Source organism: Streptomyces sp. NPDC001351 (genome assembly GCF_042896045.1).
Lineage (GTDB): Bacteria > Actinomycetota > Actinomycetes > Streptomycetales > Streptomycetaceae > Streptomyces.
In genome coordinates this window covers 542,077-558,656 of sequence record NZ_JBIAWS010000002.1, presented here as the reverse complement: position 1 = coordinate 558,656, position 16,580 = coordinate 542,077, and the positions used below count along the sequence as shown (strand labels likewise).

Sequence of the window (16,580 nt, the reverse complement as noted above, 5' to 3'; positions counted from 1 at the left end):
CGGGACTACGGCTTGGGCAGGGTGCAGCCGGCGGCGCTGAGGTTCAGCTTGTTGCCGGCTCCGAAGCAGGCCGGGATCTGGTAGGTCTCCTCGGCGTAGTTGATGCCCTGACGGACCGTGACATTGCCGCTCGCGTCGACCTCGCACGGGTTGTTCTCGGTGCAGCGCTCGCCGTCCTCGTTGCCGGTGTTGTTGACGGCGACGACCTTGCCGGTGGCGTTGTCGACGACGGGCGAGCCCGAGGTGCCGCCGATGGTCTGGCAGGCGGAGGTGTAACGGAGCGAGTCCTTCCAGGTCCAGTCGCCCTCCTGGAGGCGGTAGACGAAGCCGTCGACGTTGCAGGCGTACGTCTTCTTCCAGTAGCCGGAGACGACCGTGATCGCGGTGCCCGCGGTCGGGTGCGTGTCCTGCACGGTGAGCGGGCTGATGCCGTAGGTGCTCTTGATCTTCGCGTAGGTGGTGGTGAGCTGGTAGATCGTGACGTCCGTGTCCGTCATCGTCGAGTACGCGACCTTGCTCGCGCGCAGCGTCCCGACCTTGGTGGCCGAGGCGTTGAGCAGGCTGAAGCTGCGGCTGGAGGCCTGGTCGACGATGACCTCGCCCGCCGCCGGGAATCCGGTCTCCAGGCAGTGGCCGTTGGTCAGGACGAGCGCCGGGTCGGTGTCCGCGGAGTTCGGGAAGCGGATGACGGAGCCGGAACAGTTGCTGAGCGCCACGGTGCCGGCGAAGTTGACGGCCTTGATGGTCGGCGTGGCCGTCTTCGTCGTCGTCTTCGTGGCCGCGCCGTCCGCGAGCAGGGGCGCCGCGACGGCGGGCGCCATGCCCGCCCCGGTTATCACCAGGGCCGAGAGCACGGCGAGGAGAGGCTTCTTCATGTGGGGGTCCCCTCTTGCGACTTGGGCGACCGGAGATTTTCCGGCCGCCCATAGATTTGACATGTGCATTGTGAAGGGAGAGGGGTGGTGGGGCAAGAACGTATCCAGCCCTACGGCTGCTTGGGCCCCTTGGTGCCGCCCTGACCGTGTCCGGGGTTGCTGCCGGAGCGGCCGGGGCCCGATGCCCTCGCGGTGGGGGTGGGTGTCGCCGTGGCACCCGCGGTGGACGCCCCGCCCGACGGCTCCCGGGTCACACCCCCGGACGCGGTCCGGCTCGGCGAGACGCTCGGACTCGGGGAAGCCGCCGGGGACGATGCCGCCCCGCCGCCGGGCCGACCGGCAACAGCACCACCCGGGACCTCCGAAGCCGTGGGCGATACGGAGTCCCCGGCCGTCGGCGCCGCACTCGCCTCTTTGCCCTGCACGCCACCCGAGGGCGGGGAGGAAGACCCGGCAAGAGAAAACCCCACAATCAGGGCAACAACGACACCACCGGCCACAACACCCCCCTTAAGGGGCGCGGGGAACTGCGCGACAAGCCCCCACCGGCCTGCAGGCGCCCGACGACGATTCCCCCGTCTTCCCGCGGAGCGTTTCCGCCGGGACGGCCTGTCCACCCCGGCCCGCCGAACCCCCTCGTCCACCGCCAGAGGCAGTTCCCGCGTCGAGTCATACGCATTCAGCCACCCATGCGCAACGGCCGGATCGGCATACTCCTCGTACGAGGGGGCCGGCTCCGGCTGCGGGTGGTACACGTTCGGCGGACCCTGAGGTGTCCCGTATTCGTACTCGGGTGGCCTGGACATGACCGCGCATTCTAGAGACGGACGGGACTGGTGGGACAGCTACCGGCGATAACGGCCCAAAACCCCATGTCTCACGTGGCGGATAACACGGGCCAAGACGCGTTACCGGGCCGTAAGCTCCCAGACATGCAGGTGATCCAGTCGACCAAGCTCGCCAACGTCTGTTACGAGATCCGGGGCCCGGTGCTCGAGGAGGCGATGCGGCTCGAGGCGGCCGGTCACCGCATCCTCAAGCTGAACACGGGAAACCCGGCGGCGTTCGGCTTCGAGTGCCCGCCCGAGATCCTGGAGGACATCCTCCGCAACGTGTCGACGGCGCACGGCTACGGTGACGCCAAGGGGCTGCTGGCCGCCCGCCGGGCGGTCGTCATGCACAACCAGACCCTCGGCATCGAGACCGACGTCGAGCACGTCTTCATCGGCAACGGCGTCTCCGAGCTGATCGTGATGGCCATGCAGGGCCTGCTCGACGACGGCGACGAGGTCCTCGTACCGTCGCCCGACTACCCCCTGTGGACCGCCGCCGTGTCCCTCTCCGGCGGCACGGCCGTGCACTACCGCTGTGACGAGCAGTCCGACTGGATGCCCGACCTCGCGGACGTCGAACGCAAGGTCACCGACCGCACCAAGGCGATCGTCATCATCAACCCCAACAACCCCACGGGCGCGGTGTACGACGAGGCTATGGTCAAGGGCCTGACCGACATCGCCCGCCGCCACAACCTGCTGGTCTGCTCGGACGAGATCTACGACAAGATCCTCTACGACGGTGCCACGCACACCCCGACCGCCGCCGTCGCCCCCGACCTGCTGACCCTCACCTTCAACGGCATGTCGAAGGCGTACCGGGTCGCGGGCTACCGGGTCGGCTGGATGTCGATCTCCGGGCCGCGCGCCCACGCGGACTCGTACATCGAGGGTCTGACGATCCTGGCGAACATGCGTCTGTGCGCGAACATGCCGGGGCAGCACGGCGTGGTCGCGGCCCTGAGCGGACGGCAGACCATCAACGACCTGGTGCTGCCGGGCGGGCGGCTGAAGGAGCAGCGGGACGTCGCGTACGAGCTGCTCACCCAGATCCCGGGCGTGACCTGTGTGAAGCCCAAAGGCGCGCTGTACCTCTTCCCGCGCCTCGACCCCAAGGTGTTCAAGATCAGGGACGACCGGCGGATGGTCCTGGACCTGCTGCGGCGCGAGAAGATCATGGTCGTGCAGGGGACCGGGTTCAACTGGTCCGAACCCGACCACTTCCGGGTCGTCACGCTGCCTTCGGTCGGGGATCTGCGGGACGCGGTCACCCGGATCGGGAACTTCCTCGACGGTTACAGCCAACTTTAGACGAAATCTAAGCTAGGATGGTTTCCTGACAGCACGGGAGGCCATCCATGTACGAACCGATCCGCACCAAGTCGGTCCACAGCACGATGGCCGGCACCACCTCCGACTTTCCGCACCGCTCCCGTGAGGAGGAGCTGGACATCCAGCTCGCGGGTCATCTCGGGGCGCTGCTCGCCGTCACGGACGAGCTTCGGGCGGCCTCCCCTTCGGAGGAGCTGGACGCCGCGGCCGAGCGGCTCGCCGGGCAAGTGGCCCGACTGCGGGGCGGAATGACGCCGGTCCGCATGTCCGTGGCCTTGTCGGACGAGGACCCCATGGCCCTGCACGAGCGGGCCCACGCTCTCGCCGGACGCGCCCTCGTCGTGGCGGCGTCCAGGGCGGACACGGCGGCGGCGATTCTTGCCGCCGAGCAGATGGACGTGCATGCGGCCGCTCTGGAGCCGCGCGAACTCTCGTCCCACTGAGCCCTCAGGGCTCTCCTTGACGGCCCCGGTCCGCGTGCTACCCGCAGCGTCGCGCGGACCGGGTGCCACAGCACTGCGTTGGCTTGACCCGGTGCGCCTATTCGCCGTGGGGTCCATGCTGCTTGGCGGCTGCGGGTTCGTCGTGGTTGCTCGCGCAGTTCCCCGCGCCCCTGAAGGGGCGCGGGGCTGTGTCGATCAGCGGCTCCGCCGCGAGGCGCGATCGGCCCCAACGGACCCGCACCCGTAAACGGCGAAGGCCTGCCGGGCCGCTACCGTCGGGGCGGACGGATGCGGCACGGCAGGCCCGAGCCACGTACGCCTTTGTACGCGGCCTCGCGCAACTCACCGCGGCCGGCCGTGACGATCACTGGTCAGGGCCCATCCCAACCGGCCGCGGAGCTTTCCCCGGAGGGGGCCTCAGCCCAGGCGCTCCACCAGCGCGCGGTACTCGTCCCAGAGTTCCTTCGGGGTGTGGTCGCCGAAGGTGTTGAGGTGCTCGGGGACCAGCGCGGCCTCCTCGCGCCAGACCTCCTTGTCGACCGTGAGCAGGAACTCCAGGTCGGACTCGGAGAGTTCGAGGCCGCGCGTGTCGAGGGCCTCCCTGGTCGGCAGGATGCCGATCGGGGTCTCGACGCCCTCCGCCTTGCCGTCGAGGCGGTCGACGATCCACTTCAGGACGCGGCTGTTCTCACCGAAGCCGGGCCAGACGAACTTGCCCTGGTCGTTCTTGCGGAACCAGTTGACGTAGTAGATCTTGGGCAGCTTGGACTGGTCCTTGTCCTTGGCCACGTCGATCCAGTGGCCCATGTAGTCGCCCATGTTGTAGCCGCAGAACGGCAGCATGGCGAACGGATCGCGGCGCAGCTCGCCGACCTTGCCCTCGGCGGCGGCCGTCTTCTCGGAGGCCACGTTGGCGCCGAGGAAGACGCCGTGGTTCCAGTCGAAGGACTCCGTCACCAGCGGGACCGCGGTGGCGCGGCGGCCACCGAAGAGGATCGCCGAGATCGGCACACCCTTCGGGTCCTCCCACTCCGGCGCGATGATCGGGCACTGCGCGGCGGGGGTGGTGAAGCGGGCGTTGGGGTGCGCGGCAGGGGTCTCGGACGCCGGCGTCCAGTCGTTGCCCTTCCAGTCCGTCAGATGGGCCGGAGTCTCCTCCGTCATGCCCTCCCACCACACGTCGTTGTCGTCGGTGAGCGCCACGTTGGTGAAGACGGAGTTGCCCCACAGCGTCTTCATCGCGTTGGCGTTGGTGTGCTCACCCGTGCCGGGCGCGACGCCGAAGAAGCCGGCCTCCGGGTTGATGGCGTAGAGGCGGCCGTCCTCGCCGAAGCGCATCCAGGCGATGTCGTCGCCGATCGTCTCGACCGTCCAGCCGGAGACCGTGGGCTCCAGCATGGCCAGGTTCGTCTTTCCGCAGGCGCTCGGGAAGGCTGCGGCGACGTACTTGGACGCACCGGTCGGCGGGGTGAGCTTCAGGATCAGCATGTGCTCGGCCAGCCAGCCCTCGTCGCGCGCCATCACCGACGCGATGCGCAGGGCGTAGCACTTCTTGCCGAGCAGGGCGTTGCCGCCGTAGCCGGAGCCGTAGGACCAGATCTCGCGGCTCTCGGGGAAGTGCGAGATGTACTTGGTCGAGTTGCACGGCCAGGGAACGTCCTTCTCGCCGTCCTCCAGAGGTGCGCCGAGAGTGTGCACGGCCTTGACGAAGAAGCCGTCGGAGCCGAGCTCGTCGAGGACCGGCCGGCCCATGCGCGTCATCGTGCGCATGGAGACCGCGACATAGGCGGAGTCGGTGATCTCGACGCCGATCGCGGAGAGGTCCGAGCCGAGGGGGCCCATGCAGAACGGGACGACGTACATCGTCCGGCCCTTCATCGAGCCGCGGAAGACGCCCTTCTCGCCCTGGAAGATCTCCCGCATCTCCGCGGGTGCCTTCCAGTGGTTGGTCGGGCCCGCGTCCTCCTCCTTCTCGGAGCAGATGAAGGTGCGGTCCTCGACGCGCGCGACGTCGGTCGGGTCGGAGGCCGCGTAGTAGGAGTTCGGGCGCTTGATCGGGTCGAGTTTCCTGAAGGTGCCCTTTTCGACGAGCTCCCCGCACAGGCGCTCGTACTCGGCCTCGGATCCGTCACACCAGACCACGTTGTCCGGCTGGGTCAGTGCTGCGATCTCGTTCACCCACGAGATCAGTTCCTGATGCTTGGTGGGGATGACGGTGGGAGCCGCGTTGTCGCGCGCCACGATTGCTCCTAAATGAGGGATTTTTGTTTTGGAGGCCCCGTGGGGGCTGCGGCCCGGATGCTTCGTGGCTGGATCTTCAGCGCTCATCCGGTGCCGACCGCACTCATTTGATCATCCGACTGATGCGCCCATATGTCCAGAGGGCCTCACAGGTGAGCGGAGTGGGGATCGTCACGCGGGAGAGTGTTTCCAAGCGTGTTTTTGCGTGCACGTTGAGTTCATCTGAAGGTTCTTTTGCCTGTCGGCCGGGGCGCCGACTGCCGTGAGATGATGGCCACTCTTGACCCGTTCTCGGCCCGCGCTCATCCGCAACTTACGGTCCCGTAGGTACGATGCGGGACATGACTGCGCCCGTCCCCGACACGCCGATGGACACGGCGGCCGCCGGCCGCGGTTCCGACGCGCCCTCCATCCCGAACCAGATCAAGCAGCACGCCCAGCAACTCGCCGAGCCGATCAAGCCGAAGCTCCGCGGCTGGCTGCATCTCGGCATGTTCCCGGCCGCACTCATCTCGGGCCTGGTGCTCACGGCCCTCGCGGACTCGACGAGAGGGCGCATCGCCTGCGGGATCTTCGCCCTGACGGCCTGCCTGCTGTTCGGCGTGAGCGCGCTGTACCACCGGGGCAACTGGAGCCCGCGCATGGACGGCGTCCTGCGCAGACTCGATCACGCCAACATCTTCCTGATCATCGCGGGCACGTACACACCGCTGACGATGCTGCTGCTGCCGGGCGCGAAGGGACAGTGGCTGCTGTGGGGCATCTGGGGTGCCGCGGCGGCGGGCATCGTCTTCCGGGTCTTCTGGGTCGGCGCCCCGCGCTGGCTCTACACCCCCTGCTACATCGCGATGGGGTGGGCCGCCGTCTTCTTCCTGCCGGACTTCATGCGCACGGGCGGCATCGCGGTACTGGTCCTGGTGATCGTCGGCGGTCTCCTCTACAGCGCGGGCGGCGTGATCTACGGCATCAAGCGACCGAACCCGTCACCGCGCTGGTTCGGCTTCCACGAGGTCTTCCACTCGTTCACGCTGGCCGCGTTCGTCGTCCACTACGTGGGGATCTCGCTGGTGGCGTACCAGCACGGGTAGTACCTCGCAGCGCCCCCGGGGCCACGGCTTCACAGCCGTGGCCCTTTTTGCATGCCCAAACCGATTGACAGCAACTAGATTTTGAGAGCTACTCTCATTTCATGGTTACTGCCACCTTGAACCCTCGGCGTTGGTGGGCCCTCGGGGCTCTGGTCGCGAGCATGCTGACGCTCGGCTTCGACATGACGATCCTCAACGTGGCGCTGCCGACGATGGCCGGCGATCTCGGCGCGAGCACCGGCCAGCAGCAGTGGATGGCGGACGCGTATGTCGTCGTCTTCGCGGCGCTGATGCTCCCCGCCGGGCTGCTGGGCGACCGGTTCGGGCGGCGGCGGATGCTGATCACCGGGCTCGGGATCTTCCTGGCCGGCTCGCTGGTGGGCGCGCTCGCCGGGGACGTGGACTGGGTCGTCGCGGCCCGCGCGTTCATGGGCGTCGGGGGCGCGCTGGTCACCCCGCTCGCCCTGTCCGTACTGCCGTCGCTGTTCGGCCCCGACGAGCGCACCAAGGCCGTGGGCATCATCTCCGCCGCCTCCGCGCTCGGACTGCCGCTCGGCCCGATCATCGGCGGCTGGCTGCTGGGCCACTTCTGGTGGGGCTCGGTCTTCCTGGTCAACGTCCCGATGGCCGCCCTCGGCATCGCAGCCTGCGTCTTCCTGCTCCCCGAGACCAGCGACCCCGCCTCTCCCAAGGTCGGCGTCCTGTCCACCGCGCTCACCGCGACCGGGCTCGGCGCCCTCATCTACGCGATCATCGAGGCGCCCGACCGCGGCTGGAGCGACCCCCTGGTACTGGTCATGTTCATCGTGGCGGTGGTGCTGATCGCCGCGCTGGTGCTGCGCGAGCGGCGTGCGGAGCGGCCGATGCTCGACATGACACTGCTCGCCCACCGCGGCTTCCTGTTCAACACGCTCGCCGCGACCCTGGTGATGTTCGTCCTCTCGGGCCTGCTGTTCGTGCTCCCGCAGTACCTCCAGGCCGTTCTCGGACACGACGCCCTCGGCACCGGTCTGCGGCTGCTGCCGATGATGGGCGGCCTGGTGATCGCCGCTCGCGGTGCGGGGCCGGTCGTCGCCAGGTTCGGTTCGCGCGCGGTGGTGAGCGCCGGTCTGGTGGTGCTGGCCTTCGCCGCGCTGCTGGGCAGCCGTACGACGGTCGACTCCGGCTACGGATTCACCGCGTTGTGGCTGTCGATCACCGGTCTCGGCTTCGGCTTCTCCGTGGTCCCCGCGATGGACGGCGCTCTGGGCGCCCTGCCCCGCGACCGGGCCGGCAGCGGATCGGGGCTGCTGATGACGCTGCGCCAGGTCGGTGCCGCGATCGGCATCGCCCTGCTCGGCAGCCTGCTCTCCGGCGTCTTCCGCGACCGGCTCGACGTCACCGGGCTGCCCGCCGAGGCGGCCGACACGGCCGGGAACTCCGTGGTCGCCGCGCACATCATCGCCGAGAAGGCGCACTCCGCCCACCTGGCCGCCTCCGCGAACGGCGCGTACGTCCACGGCATGAGCGTCGTCCTGCTGGTGTGCGGCATCGCCGCCCTGGTCTCCGCGCTGCTGGCAGCGGCCCTCCTGCCGCGGGGGACGGCCGAACGGCGGGCGGACAGCGCCGAACCCGACTTGGTCGGCGCCGCGGAGGATGCCTGACAATGAACCCCATGACGGCCGCACGCTCCTCCTTCTCCTCCCCCGCCGACCGCCCCCAGCTGGGCCTGCGGGAACGCAAGAAGATCAAGACCCGCGAGGCGATCCGCACCGCGACATACGCACTGATCAAGGAGCAGGGCTACGACGCCACGACCATCGAGCAGATCGCCGAGCGGGCCGAGGTGTCGCCGTCGACCGTCTTCCGGTACTTCCCGACCAAGGAGGACATCGTCCTCTCGGACGAGTACGACCCGCTGATGGTCGAGGAGTTGCGCTCCCGGCCCGCCGACGAGTCGTGGATGGACTCGCTGCGGCACGTGATGCACATCGCCATCGACGCGCTGATGGCCGAGGACCCCGAGTCGGTCCGGATGCGGGCGCATCTCGCGATCCAGGTCCCCGCCGTCCGCTCCCGGATCTACGAGAGCATGTCGGAGACCGCGCGGACACTGCGCGGCGCGATCGCCGAGCGCTTCGGCCTCGGCCCGGAGAGCTTCGAGGTGCGCGTCTACTCGATGTCCCTGATCGGTGGCCTGATGGAGGTCAACATGTACTGGGCCGAGAACGGCTGCGAGGGCGACCTGCGCGCCCTCGTGGACCAGGCCCTTGACGTCCTGGAGCACGGCCTCCCCACCGAAAAGCCCTGAGCCCGCCACGCCCCCGCGTGACATCCTGACCAGGTGAACGGTCCCGAGATCCACGTCGAGTTCGCCCCCGATCTGGCCCTGTTCGTGCCCAGTGAGCGCCGCCGGGGAGCCACCCGCGTCACCACCGACGGCGTCTCCTCCCTCGGCCACGTCGTCGAGTCGGCCGGTGTCCCGCTCACCGAGGTCGGGACACTGTGGGTCAACGGCCGCGAGGTGCCGCACTCGTACGTACCCGCCGCGGGCGACACCGTGCAGGTCCGGCCCGTCGAGCGCCCCCAGCAGGTCCCCGGCGCTCCGCTGCGCTTCCTCCTCGACGTCCACCTCGGCACGCTCGCCCGCCGGCTGCGCCTGCTGGGTGTGGACACGGCGTACGAGTCGACGGACATCGGCGATCCGGCTCTCGCCGCCCGCTCGGCCGCCGAGCAGCGGGTCATGCTCAGCCGCGACCGGGGCCTGCTGCGCCGCCGCGAGCTGTGGGCCGGAGGGTATGTCTACAGCACCCGGCCCGAGGAGCAACTCCGGGACGTCCTCGACCGGTTCCGGCCCGAACTGAGGCCCTGGACCAGGTGCACCGCCTGCAACGGCCTGCTGAAGGAGGCCACCAAGGAAGAGGTGGCCGACCAGCTGCACGGCGGCACGCACCGGTCGTACGACGTCTTCGCGCAGTGCCGGGACTGCGGCCGCGCGTACTGGAAGGGCGCGCACCACGAGCAGCTGGTGGCCATCGTGGAGCGCGCCCTGGCGCTCCGCTGGGACAGCCCTTGAAAAAAGCGCCGTGGGGAACTGCGGGCCGTCTGTGGCTGGTCGCGCCCCGGGGCGGAGCCGCAGATCGACTCCGCCCCGCGCCCCTTTGGGTCGCTCAGCGCCTCGTCAGGTCTTTCCTTCCGCAGGCGAGGCCGTCCTTGTTCGGGTCGAGGCCCAGCGGATCGTCCCTGCCGTTGACCTCCAGGCGGCCGTAGTCGTTCTTCTTCAGCCACTCACAGCGGGACTTGGCCGTCGCCTTCACGCCCGGCGGGAACACGGTCGGCACGCACACGTTGACCGAGCCGTAGTGCCGGTCGCAGCCGGAGATGGTGACGGGGACCTTCACCGAGGTGCGCTTCTTGCCGGGCCCCGCGACCTTGCCCGACAGGGAGTTGGCGAAGGAGTGGACGTGGGCGTCGGCGGTGGTGGCGCTCAGGGCCTGGGGGCCCTGGAGGTGCACCCACTTGGCCACCGACGGAACGCCGTTGGCGTCGACCGCGAAGAGCATGTACCAGCCGGGCGGGGCCACATTGGGGTTGCTCGTCACGTTCAGGTCGACGTTGTTGCCGTCGACGGACAGCGGCAGGTCGACGAACCGCTGGTTCGGGTCGGAGGAGTGGGTGACGGCGGCCGGGCGGATCAACTCGGCCTTGACGATGGGGTGGTCGACGGTGATCCGCTGGGTGTCGCCGTAGTGCCACTCCGTGTTGATCATCGAAGTGATCGTCGGGCGCTCGCCCTTGAGGAGATAGGGCGGGGTGTAGATCGACACGTTGTGGTTCCAGGTGCCGTTGCCCGGGTTGTCGCCGGTCGCCATCACACGGCCGTCGGGCAGCAGGAACGCGGAGGAGTGGTAGCCGCGGGCCTCCGGATCCGCGGCCACCGGGTCGAAGGTGTTGCTGTCCGGGTCGTAGATCGACGCCTCGTAGACCGGGTTGGCCCGGTTGTGCAGGCCGCCACCGGTCTCCAGGACCTTGCCGTCGGGCAGCAGCACGGCGGAGACGTACATCTTGCCCTGGGCGCCGGTCTCGGGGACCTTGCCGTTGCCGAGGTCGACCGTGCCCTGCGGGATCGGGGGCCCGGCGACGTAGGACGGGTTGGCCTGTTTGAGGTCGATGACATCCGTCAGGCGGTTCGCGTCCGGGTTGGATTCGATGTTGCCGCCGCCGATGGTGAGGACCTTCTGGTTCTGTGCCGGGGGCAGCAGCACGCTCGCGGACTGGTCGCGCTGGTCCTTGTTCTGCAGGCCCGGGATCTGCGTGACCGTGTTGGCGTTGTAGTCGTAGATCGCCGAACCGGTCCCCGGAATGTTGTTGCCGAAGACATGGCTGCCCGAGTAGAAGAGGCGGCCGTCCTGCATGAGGATCATCGACGGGTACAGACCCCAGTACGACCAGGTCTGGTTGACCTGCCACAGGGCCAGCCACTTCTGCTGGGCCTGCGACCAGTACTCGGCGGTCACCGAGCCGGTCGAGTCCTCGCGCAGGCCGCCGAAGGAGACGACGTCACCGTTGCCGAGCTCGGTCGCCGACGGGTACCAGTGGCCGTCGTTGAGGTCGTTGGTCTTGCTGTAGGTCTCGGTCGTCGGATCGAAGATGTACGAGTCCTTGTAGCCCTCGTAGCCGTGCGAACCGTCCGCCGCGGGGAACGCCTTGTTGCCGCTCAGCACCAGGACCCGGCCGTCCTGCAGCTGGATGTGCCCGGAGCAGAACATGTCCTTGGGGGTCGGGATGACCTTGTAGGAGCCGTCGGCCGGGTTGTAGACGGCGGAGGTGAAGGTGCCCGCGTTGAAGTTCTCCTCGCTGTTGCCGGAGCCCGCGATCAGCAGCACCTTGCCGTTGTTGAGGACCACGGAGTGCATGGAGCGGACCGGGTTCTGGGTGGGCAGCACGTCCCAGCGGCCGTTGGCGCACTCGTCCGCCGTGCCGGTGCAGGTGGCGGGCGGGGTGACGTCGGGGACCTGGTCCATCGTGTAGTCGTCGGTGGTCGCCGAGCCGGTGCCGTAGACGGAGACACCCCAGGTGATGCGGTCGGTGCCGGCCGGGATCTCGGGGGTCCGGACGGTTGCCTGGGTCCAACTGGACTGCATCTCCAGCGTCTTGAGGTCGGTCCAGTACTGCCAGCCGGCCGTCGCGTCGTGCCGGAACAGGGTGACGTTGGCGTCCGGTGTGGTCGTCTTGTACCAGAGCGAGAGGTCGTACTGCTTGCCCGCCGTCACCACGGGCGCGCAGTCCGTCGACTCGGTGATCAGCGCCTTGCGGTCGCCGTTCACGCGGCGGGTCAGCGTCACCTTCATCGCCTTGGAGCCGGAGTGGGCGTCCGCTGTCGTCTGGAAGCTGAAGTCGTTGTCGCCCCAGCCGGACTTCTCCCAGCAGTACGGCATCCCGTCGGTGCCGTCCGTCTCGAAGCCCGGGTTCTTGACGAGGTTGGCGGCCTCGGCGGGCTCGGGTGTGGTGAGCAGCAGACCGGCGGTCAGGGCCCCCACCCCGACCAGTGCGGTTCTCCTACGGTGTTTCTTCACACGGCTCTCCTTACTGTGGTGCTCTTCCGCGCCCCCTGCGCGGCAGATAGACCAGCGCTTCGGTCCCCACGAAGCGCAGGACGAACGTCGTCACCAGCGCGAGCGCGGTGGCGGACAGGGCGTCCAGCCCCAGCCGGTGCACGAACAGCGCGATCAGCGGGATGCGCAGCACCAGGTCGGCGTTGGCGAGCAGCGCGAACCGGCCGACGCGGTCCCACCAGCGCCGGTGGGCACGGCGGTCGCGGAACAGCAGATGCTCGATGAGCACGAAGTTCCAGGCGACGCCCAACTGGTTGGCGAGGATCTCGGCGGGCACGTAGTGCATGCCTGCGGCCATCAGGGCCCACAGGCCGACCAGGTTCGGCAGAAAGCCGCTCGCGCCGATCAGGCCGAAGGCCACCATGCGGGCGATGGGCGAGGCGGTGCGCAGACCGACGAGGTGGCGCAGGAAACGGAAGCCTTCCTGCGCGGACGACTTGGACTCCCCCGCGAAACGGTCCTGGAAGACGAACGGCACCTCGCTGACCTGGCGGGGGCGGCTGCGGACCGCCAGCTCCAGGAGGATCTTGTAGCCGAGGGGCTTGAGGGTCTCGGCGCTGATGTCGGCGCGCCGGATCGCGAAGAAGCCGCTCATGGGATCGCTGATGCCGCGCAGTCTGCGAGGGAAGAGGGCCTTGGTGAGCCAGGTGGCCCCTCGGCTGACGGCCACCCGGTAGCTGCCGGCCAGTCCGGCGCGGCTGCCGCCCTTGATGTACCGGGAGGCGACGACCAGCCCGGCGTTCGCGCGCTCGCCGGTGGCCACCAGCTCCGGCACCAGGGACGGCGGATGCTGGCAGTCGCCGTCCATGACGACGATCCAGTCCGACCCCGCCGCCTTCATGCCCTCGACGACCGCGCCCCCGAGCCCGCCGACCGGCTCCTCCCGGTGCAGCACGGTCACCGGGAACGGGCAGTCCCTGGCCGCCTCGTGGATCACCTCGGGGGTGTCGTCGGTGGAGTCGTCGACGAAGACGACCTCGCAGGGCAGCCGGGACGGCACCGACTCGGTGATCTGGTGCAGGAGTTCACGGATGTTCGCGGACTCGTTGAACGTCGGTACGACGATGGTGACGGCGCCGGGCTCGGCGACCTCGGCGCCGCGTACGGCGGGATCGTCGAGTTCCCCGGGTGCGGTGTACTCATGGGTCATCGGACGCCTCCCTCGGCGCTGCCGGCCGTCTGGATCTGCCGGATCTCGATACGGTCGGGGCCCTTGCCGAAGGTCGCGACCGGCTCGGAGTGCTCCATGGCCGCCTTGACGTTGGGCAGGTCCACCGCGTCGCGCCGCACCGTCGGGGAGGCGACCACGTAGTCGAGGTCCTTCCAGCCGTGCGGCATCGTCTTCGTCACGGCGGGGTCGAGGTCGGCCTTGTAGAACCAGATGACGCCGAGCCCGGGCCGGTATCCCTCGTGCACCAGGTCCAGCCAGAGCGCGTCGTCGACCAGGACACGGGTGTCCTTCGGGTGCGCGACCTCGGTGGCCAGCCACTTGGAGGCGGACCGGTAGGGGGCGTTGGCGTCGGCGGTGACGGCGGTGTGGTCGCCGTCGTACCAGCGCGGCACGACGTACGCGCCGGCGGCGATCGCGAGGACGGCCGCGAGGGCGTACCGGCCGCCGGTCTTCCAGCGCTGCTCGTCGGGGTGCCGCCACCTGCGCAGCACCGCCTGGGCGACGGAGGCGGCGCCTCCGGCCAGGACGAGGGCGAGGAAGGGCAGCGCCTGGATGATGTACATCGCGGGCAGATAGCCGTTCGGCCGCAGGGCGAGCGCGGTGAGGATCGCGATGGTGAGGGCAGGTCCGGCCAGCGCGCGGGCGGTGACCGACCAGCGCAAGGAGACCACCAGCAGCAGCGCGCCCGCGAGGCCGCCGAGCGGCAGGACGCGGTCGTAGTAGAGCCACGAGTGCAGGACGCCCCAGGAGCCGGAGCCACGGTCGAGGATGAAGCCCGAACCCGGCCTGGTCATCTGGTACTTGACGCCGTCGAAGAGGGAGACGTGCCCGCCGCCCGGGAACAACTCGCCCTTCAGCAGGGCGAAGAGGGGATAGCTCAGGCCGATCAGGGTGCAGGCCGTGACGGCTCCCGTCACCGCGAACTTCCGGGTGTCCCGGTGGCTGTGCCGCCACATGGTGACGAACAGCGCGGGCAGGACGACGAGCATCGTCTCCTTGGTGAGTACGGCCGTGGCGGCCGCGAGGCCCGCGCCGAAGTGGTGCCAGAGGTGGCGGCTCGGGGAGGCGGCGAGGGTGAAGGCGAGGAGCGTCCACATCACCGCGAGGTTGTCGAGGAAGATCTCGCGCTGGAGGACGACGGAGAGCGGCGAGAGGCCGAACAGGGCCATCGCGAGCCCGGCGGCCCAGCGCGGCAGCGACAGGCGGCGGGCGAGGACGTAGACGAGGACCGCGCTGACCGCGGAGACGATCAGCATGACCACGCGCATGGAGCCGACGGTCATCGAGGCCGAGCTGAGCCGGGACGGGATCCAGGTGAGCAGGGCTATCTGGATCCAGCCGAGGGGCGGATGGTCGTACCAGTAGGTGTAGTGGGCCAGACCCTTGCCCTGCTGGACCGCCCAGGCCTGGGCGAGGTAGGTGCCCTCGTCGTCGCTGAGCGTCGGGTAGTCGGCGATGTTCCAGCCCTGCACGACGAGGATCGCCACGAGGAGCGCGGCGCACAGCAGGAGGTCGGGGCGGGAGGAGCGGAGGCGTCTGGGCGGCGCCGTCGGGCCGGTCGAACCGGTTGAGGGCGCAGGCTGCCGCTGCGCGGGGACCTTCGGGGTGGTCACCGCGGGAAGGGTGGAGGTCACGCAGGTACGTCCTCTCGGATCACCGTTGTGTCGTTCAGATGTGCGCCGACGTGGCTGGTCAGCTCCCAGTCGTTGCGGCCGCGCTGCTCACGCCATACGGCGCGGATCGCGGCCCCGGCGAGGAGGACCTGGTAGAAGGGGCCGCCCACGACCAGCTTCAGGTAGTGGACGAGGCGGACGCGAAGCCCGTACTGCTTGCCGAAGTCGTGCAGTCCGACGACCTCGAAGACGAAGGTGACCGCCGCGGTGACCAGCGGCAGGAAGGTGAGGAAGGCGATCCCGACGGGCACGTCCAGGAAGAGCGCGACCGCCGCGTTGAGCGGGATGATCACCCCGGAGAAGGCCTGCAGGAACGGCGTCATCAGTGTGTACCGGGCGAGCAGCCGCTGTCCGAAGCCCGGCAGCTGCTTCCAGTCCTTCTTGCGGTAGACCTGGAGGAAGCCCTGGTTCCAGCGGGTGCGCTGCTTGAGCAGCGACATGAGGCTTCCGGGCGTCTCCTCGCGGGTCACCATGTCGGAGTCGTAGGCGACGACGACCTTCTTGCCGACGCTGGACAGCCGTACGCCCAGGTCGCAGTCCTCGGCCAGACAGTCGGGGTCCCAGCCGTCGGCTTCCCTGAGCACGTCCGTCCGTACGAAGACGGTGTTGCCGCCGAGCGGGATGAACCCCTTCTGGGCGTGCAGGTGCAGCCGGGAGCGGAACCAGAAGAAGTACTCCAGGCAGTTGCGCAGGGAGTACCAGCTGGAGTGGAAGTTGATGAGCTGGACGCCGCCCTGCACCACGTCCGCGTGGGTGGTGCGGAAGGCGTGGTCGACGTGCGCGAGGAGTTCGGGGTGTACCTGGTCCTCGGCGTCGAAGACCCCGACGACATCGCCGCGGCAGTGCGGCAGCGCCGTGTTCATGGCCTTCGGCTTGTTCTTCTTCTCATGGGTGTCGACGACCACACGGACGCGCGGGTCGCGTTCGGCGGCCGCCTCGGCCACCGCCGTGGTCTCGGGGTCGTCGTGCCCCACGATCACGATGATCTCGAAGTCGGTGTGGGTGGACTCCAGCAGCCGCTGGATGGTGTGGTCCAGCACGGCCTGTTCGTGCCGGGCCGGCAACAGCAGCGAGAACGACACGTGTTCGTCCCCGTCGGGCCTGCTGAACCGGGTGGAGGCGAGCACTTCGGGCGTTCGCCACGCGTGCATCTGCCACCACAGGGTGAAGGCCGCCATCCAGAACAAGGCCAGCGAGACGGCAGCGATGAAGACAGACGTCAGCAACAGATCCCCCCAGATCCCCAATGCCCCCTGCCGCAACAGACGTCACATCTGTCGCGTAACTGTGTAGACATTAGGGGTGATCTGTGAAGTCCGCAGGCTGTTTA

At 69.0% G+C, this 16,580-nt stretch carries 12 protein-coding genes; 6 read left to right on the top strand and 6 right to left on the bottom strand.

The genetic code is table 11. The features are described from left to right. Positions 1–5: 5 nt before the first annotated feature. The gene (locus tag ACFY1U_RS08165; protein ID WP_390693279.1) at positions 6–875 is read right to left on the bottom strand and encodes a serine protease; all 870 of its coding nucleotides are present in this window, start codon (positions 873–875) and stop codon (positions 6–8) included. Between the two features lie 932 nt (positions 876–1,807). On the opposite strand from ACFY1U_RS08165, the gene ACFY1U_RS08160 reads away from it, so the two are divergent. Next, entirely contained in the window at positions 1,808–3,019 is a 1,212-nt protein-coding gene (locus ACFY1U_RS08160) for a pyridoxal phosphate-dependent aminotransferase (protein WP_389076436.1), read from the top strand. Between the two features lie 47 nt (positions 3,020–3,066). Continuing rightward, positions 3,067–3,483 carry a hypothetical protein gene (locus ACFY1U_RS08155; RefSeq protein WP_390693278.1) on the top strand — a complete coding sequence of 139 codons (417 nt, stop codon included), beginning with the start codon at positions 3,067–3,069 and terminating at the stop codon, positions 3,481–3,483. Between the two features lie 417 nt (positions 3,484–3,900). Here ACFY1U_RS08155 and ACFY1U_RS08150 read toward each other — a convergent pair whose 3' ends face one another. Then, a complete protein-coding gene (locus ACFY1U_RS08150) occupies positions 3,901–5,724 on the bottom strand; it encodes a phosphoenolpyruvate carboxykinase (GTP) (RefSeq protein WP_390693277.1) in 1,824 nt (607 codons plus the stop codon). A gap of 341 nt (positions 5,725–6,065) precedes the next feature. Between ACFY1U_RS08150 and ACFY1U_RS08145 the strand changes: the two genes are divergently transcribed. The 4 genes from ACFY1U_RS08145 to ACFY1U_RS08130 all read left to right on the top strand — a co-directional run bounded on the left by ACFY1U_RS08145 (position 6,066) and on the right by ACFY1U_RS08130 (position 9,867). Further along, positions 6,066–6,812 (top strand): hemolysin III family protein, encoded by a 747-nt coding sequence (locus ACFY1U_RS08145; RefSeq protein WP_390693276.1) that lies wholly within the window; start codon positions 6,066–6,068, stop codon positions 6,810–6,812. 101 nt (positions 6,813–6,913) lie between these two features. After that, positions 6,914–8,455 carry a DHA2 family efflux MFS transporter permease subunit gene (locus ACFY1U_RS08140; protein ID WP_390693275.1) on the top strand — a complete coding sequence of 514 codons (1,542 nt, stop codon included), beginning with the start codon at positions 6,914–6,916 and terminating at the stop codon, positions 8,453–8,455. Between the two features lie 2 nt (positions 8,456–8,457). Then, positions 8,458–9,102 (top strand): TetR/AcrR family transcriptional regulator, encoded by a 645-nt coding sequence (locus tag ACFY1U_RS08135; RefSeq protein ID WP_390693274.1) that lies wholly within the window; start codon positions 8,458–8,460, stop codon positions 9,100–9,102. Between the two features lie 33 nt (positions 9,103–9,135). Continuing rightward, positions 9,136–9,867 carry a Mut7-C RNAse domain-containing protein gene (locus ACFY1U_RS08130; protein WP_390693273.1) on the top strand — a complete coding sequence of 244 codons (732 nt, stop codon included), beginning with the start codon at positions 9,136–9,138 and terminating at the stop codon, positions 9,865–9,867. Between the two features lie 94 nt (positions 9,868–9,961). Here ACFY1U_RS08130 and ACFY1U_RS08125 read toward each other — a convergent pair whose 3' ends face one another. The 4 genes from ACFY1U_RS08125 to ACFY1U_RS08110 are packed head-to-tail and all read right to left on the bottom strand — an operon-like array spanning position 9,962 to position 16,476. Continuing rightward, positions 9,962–12,367: a galactose oxidase-like domain-containing protein gene (locus ACFY1U_RS08125; protein WP_390693272.1), complete on the bottom strand. Its 2,406-nt coding sequence runs from the start codon at positions 12,365–12,367 to the stop codon at positions 9,962–9,964. A 10-nt stretch (positions 12,368–12,377) separates the two neighbouring features. Beyond that, positions 12,378–13,556 carry a glycosyltransferase gene (locus tag ACFY1U_RS08120; protein ID WP_390693271.1) on the bottom strand — a complete coding sequence of 393 codons (1,179 nt, stop codon included), beginning with the start codon at positions 13,554–13,556 and terminating at the stop codon, positions 12,378–12,380. Beyond that, the gene (locus ACFY1U_RS08115) at positions 13,553–15,211 is read right to left on the bottom strand and encodes an ArnT family glycosyltransferase (RefSeq protein WP_390693270.1); all 1,659 of its coding nucleotides are present in this window, start codon (positions 15,209–15,211) and stop codon (positions 13,553–13,555) included. Before ACFY1U_RS08115 ends, ACFY1U_RS08120 begins: the two co-directional genes overlap by 4 nt. Continuing rightward, complete coding sequence (locus ACFY1U_RS08110) at positions 15,208–16,476, bottom strand: glycosyltransferase (RefSeq protein ID WP_390693268.1); 1,269 nt, start codon at positions 16,474–16,476, stop codon at positions 15,208–15,210. The genes ACFY1U_RS08115 and ACFY1U_RS08110 overlap by 4 nt, the downstream gene beginning before the upstream one ends. Between the last annotated feature and the right edge of the window lie 104 nt (positions 16,477–16,580).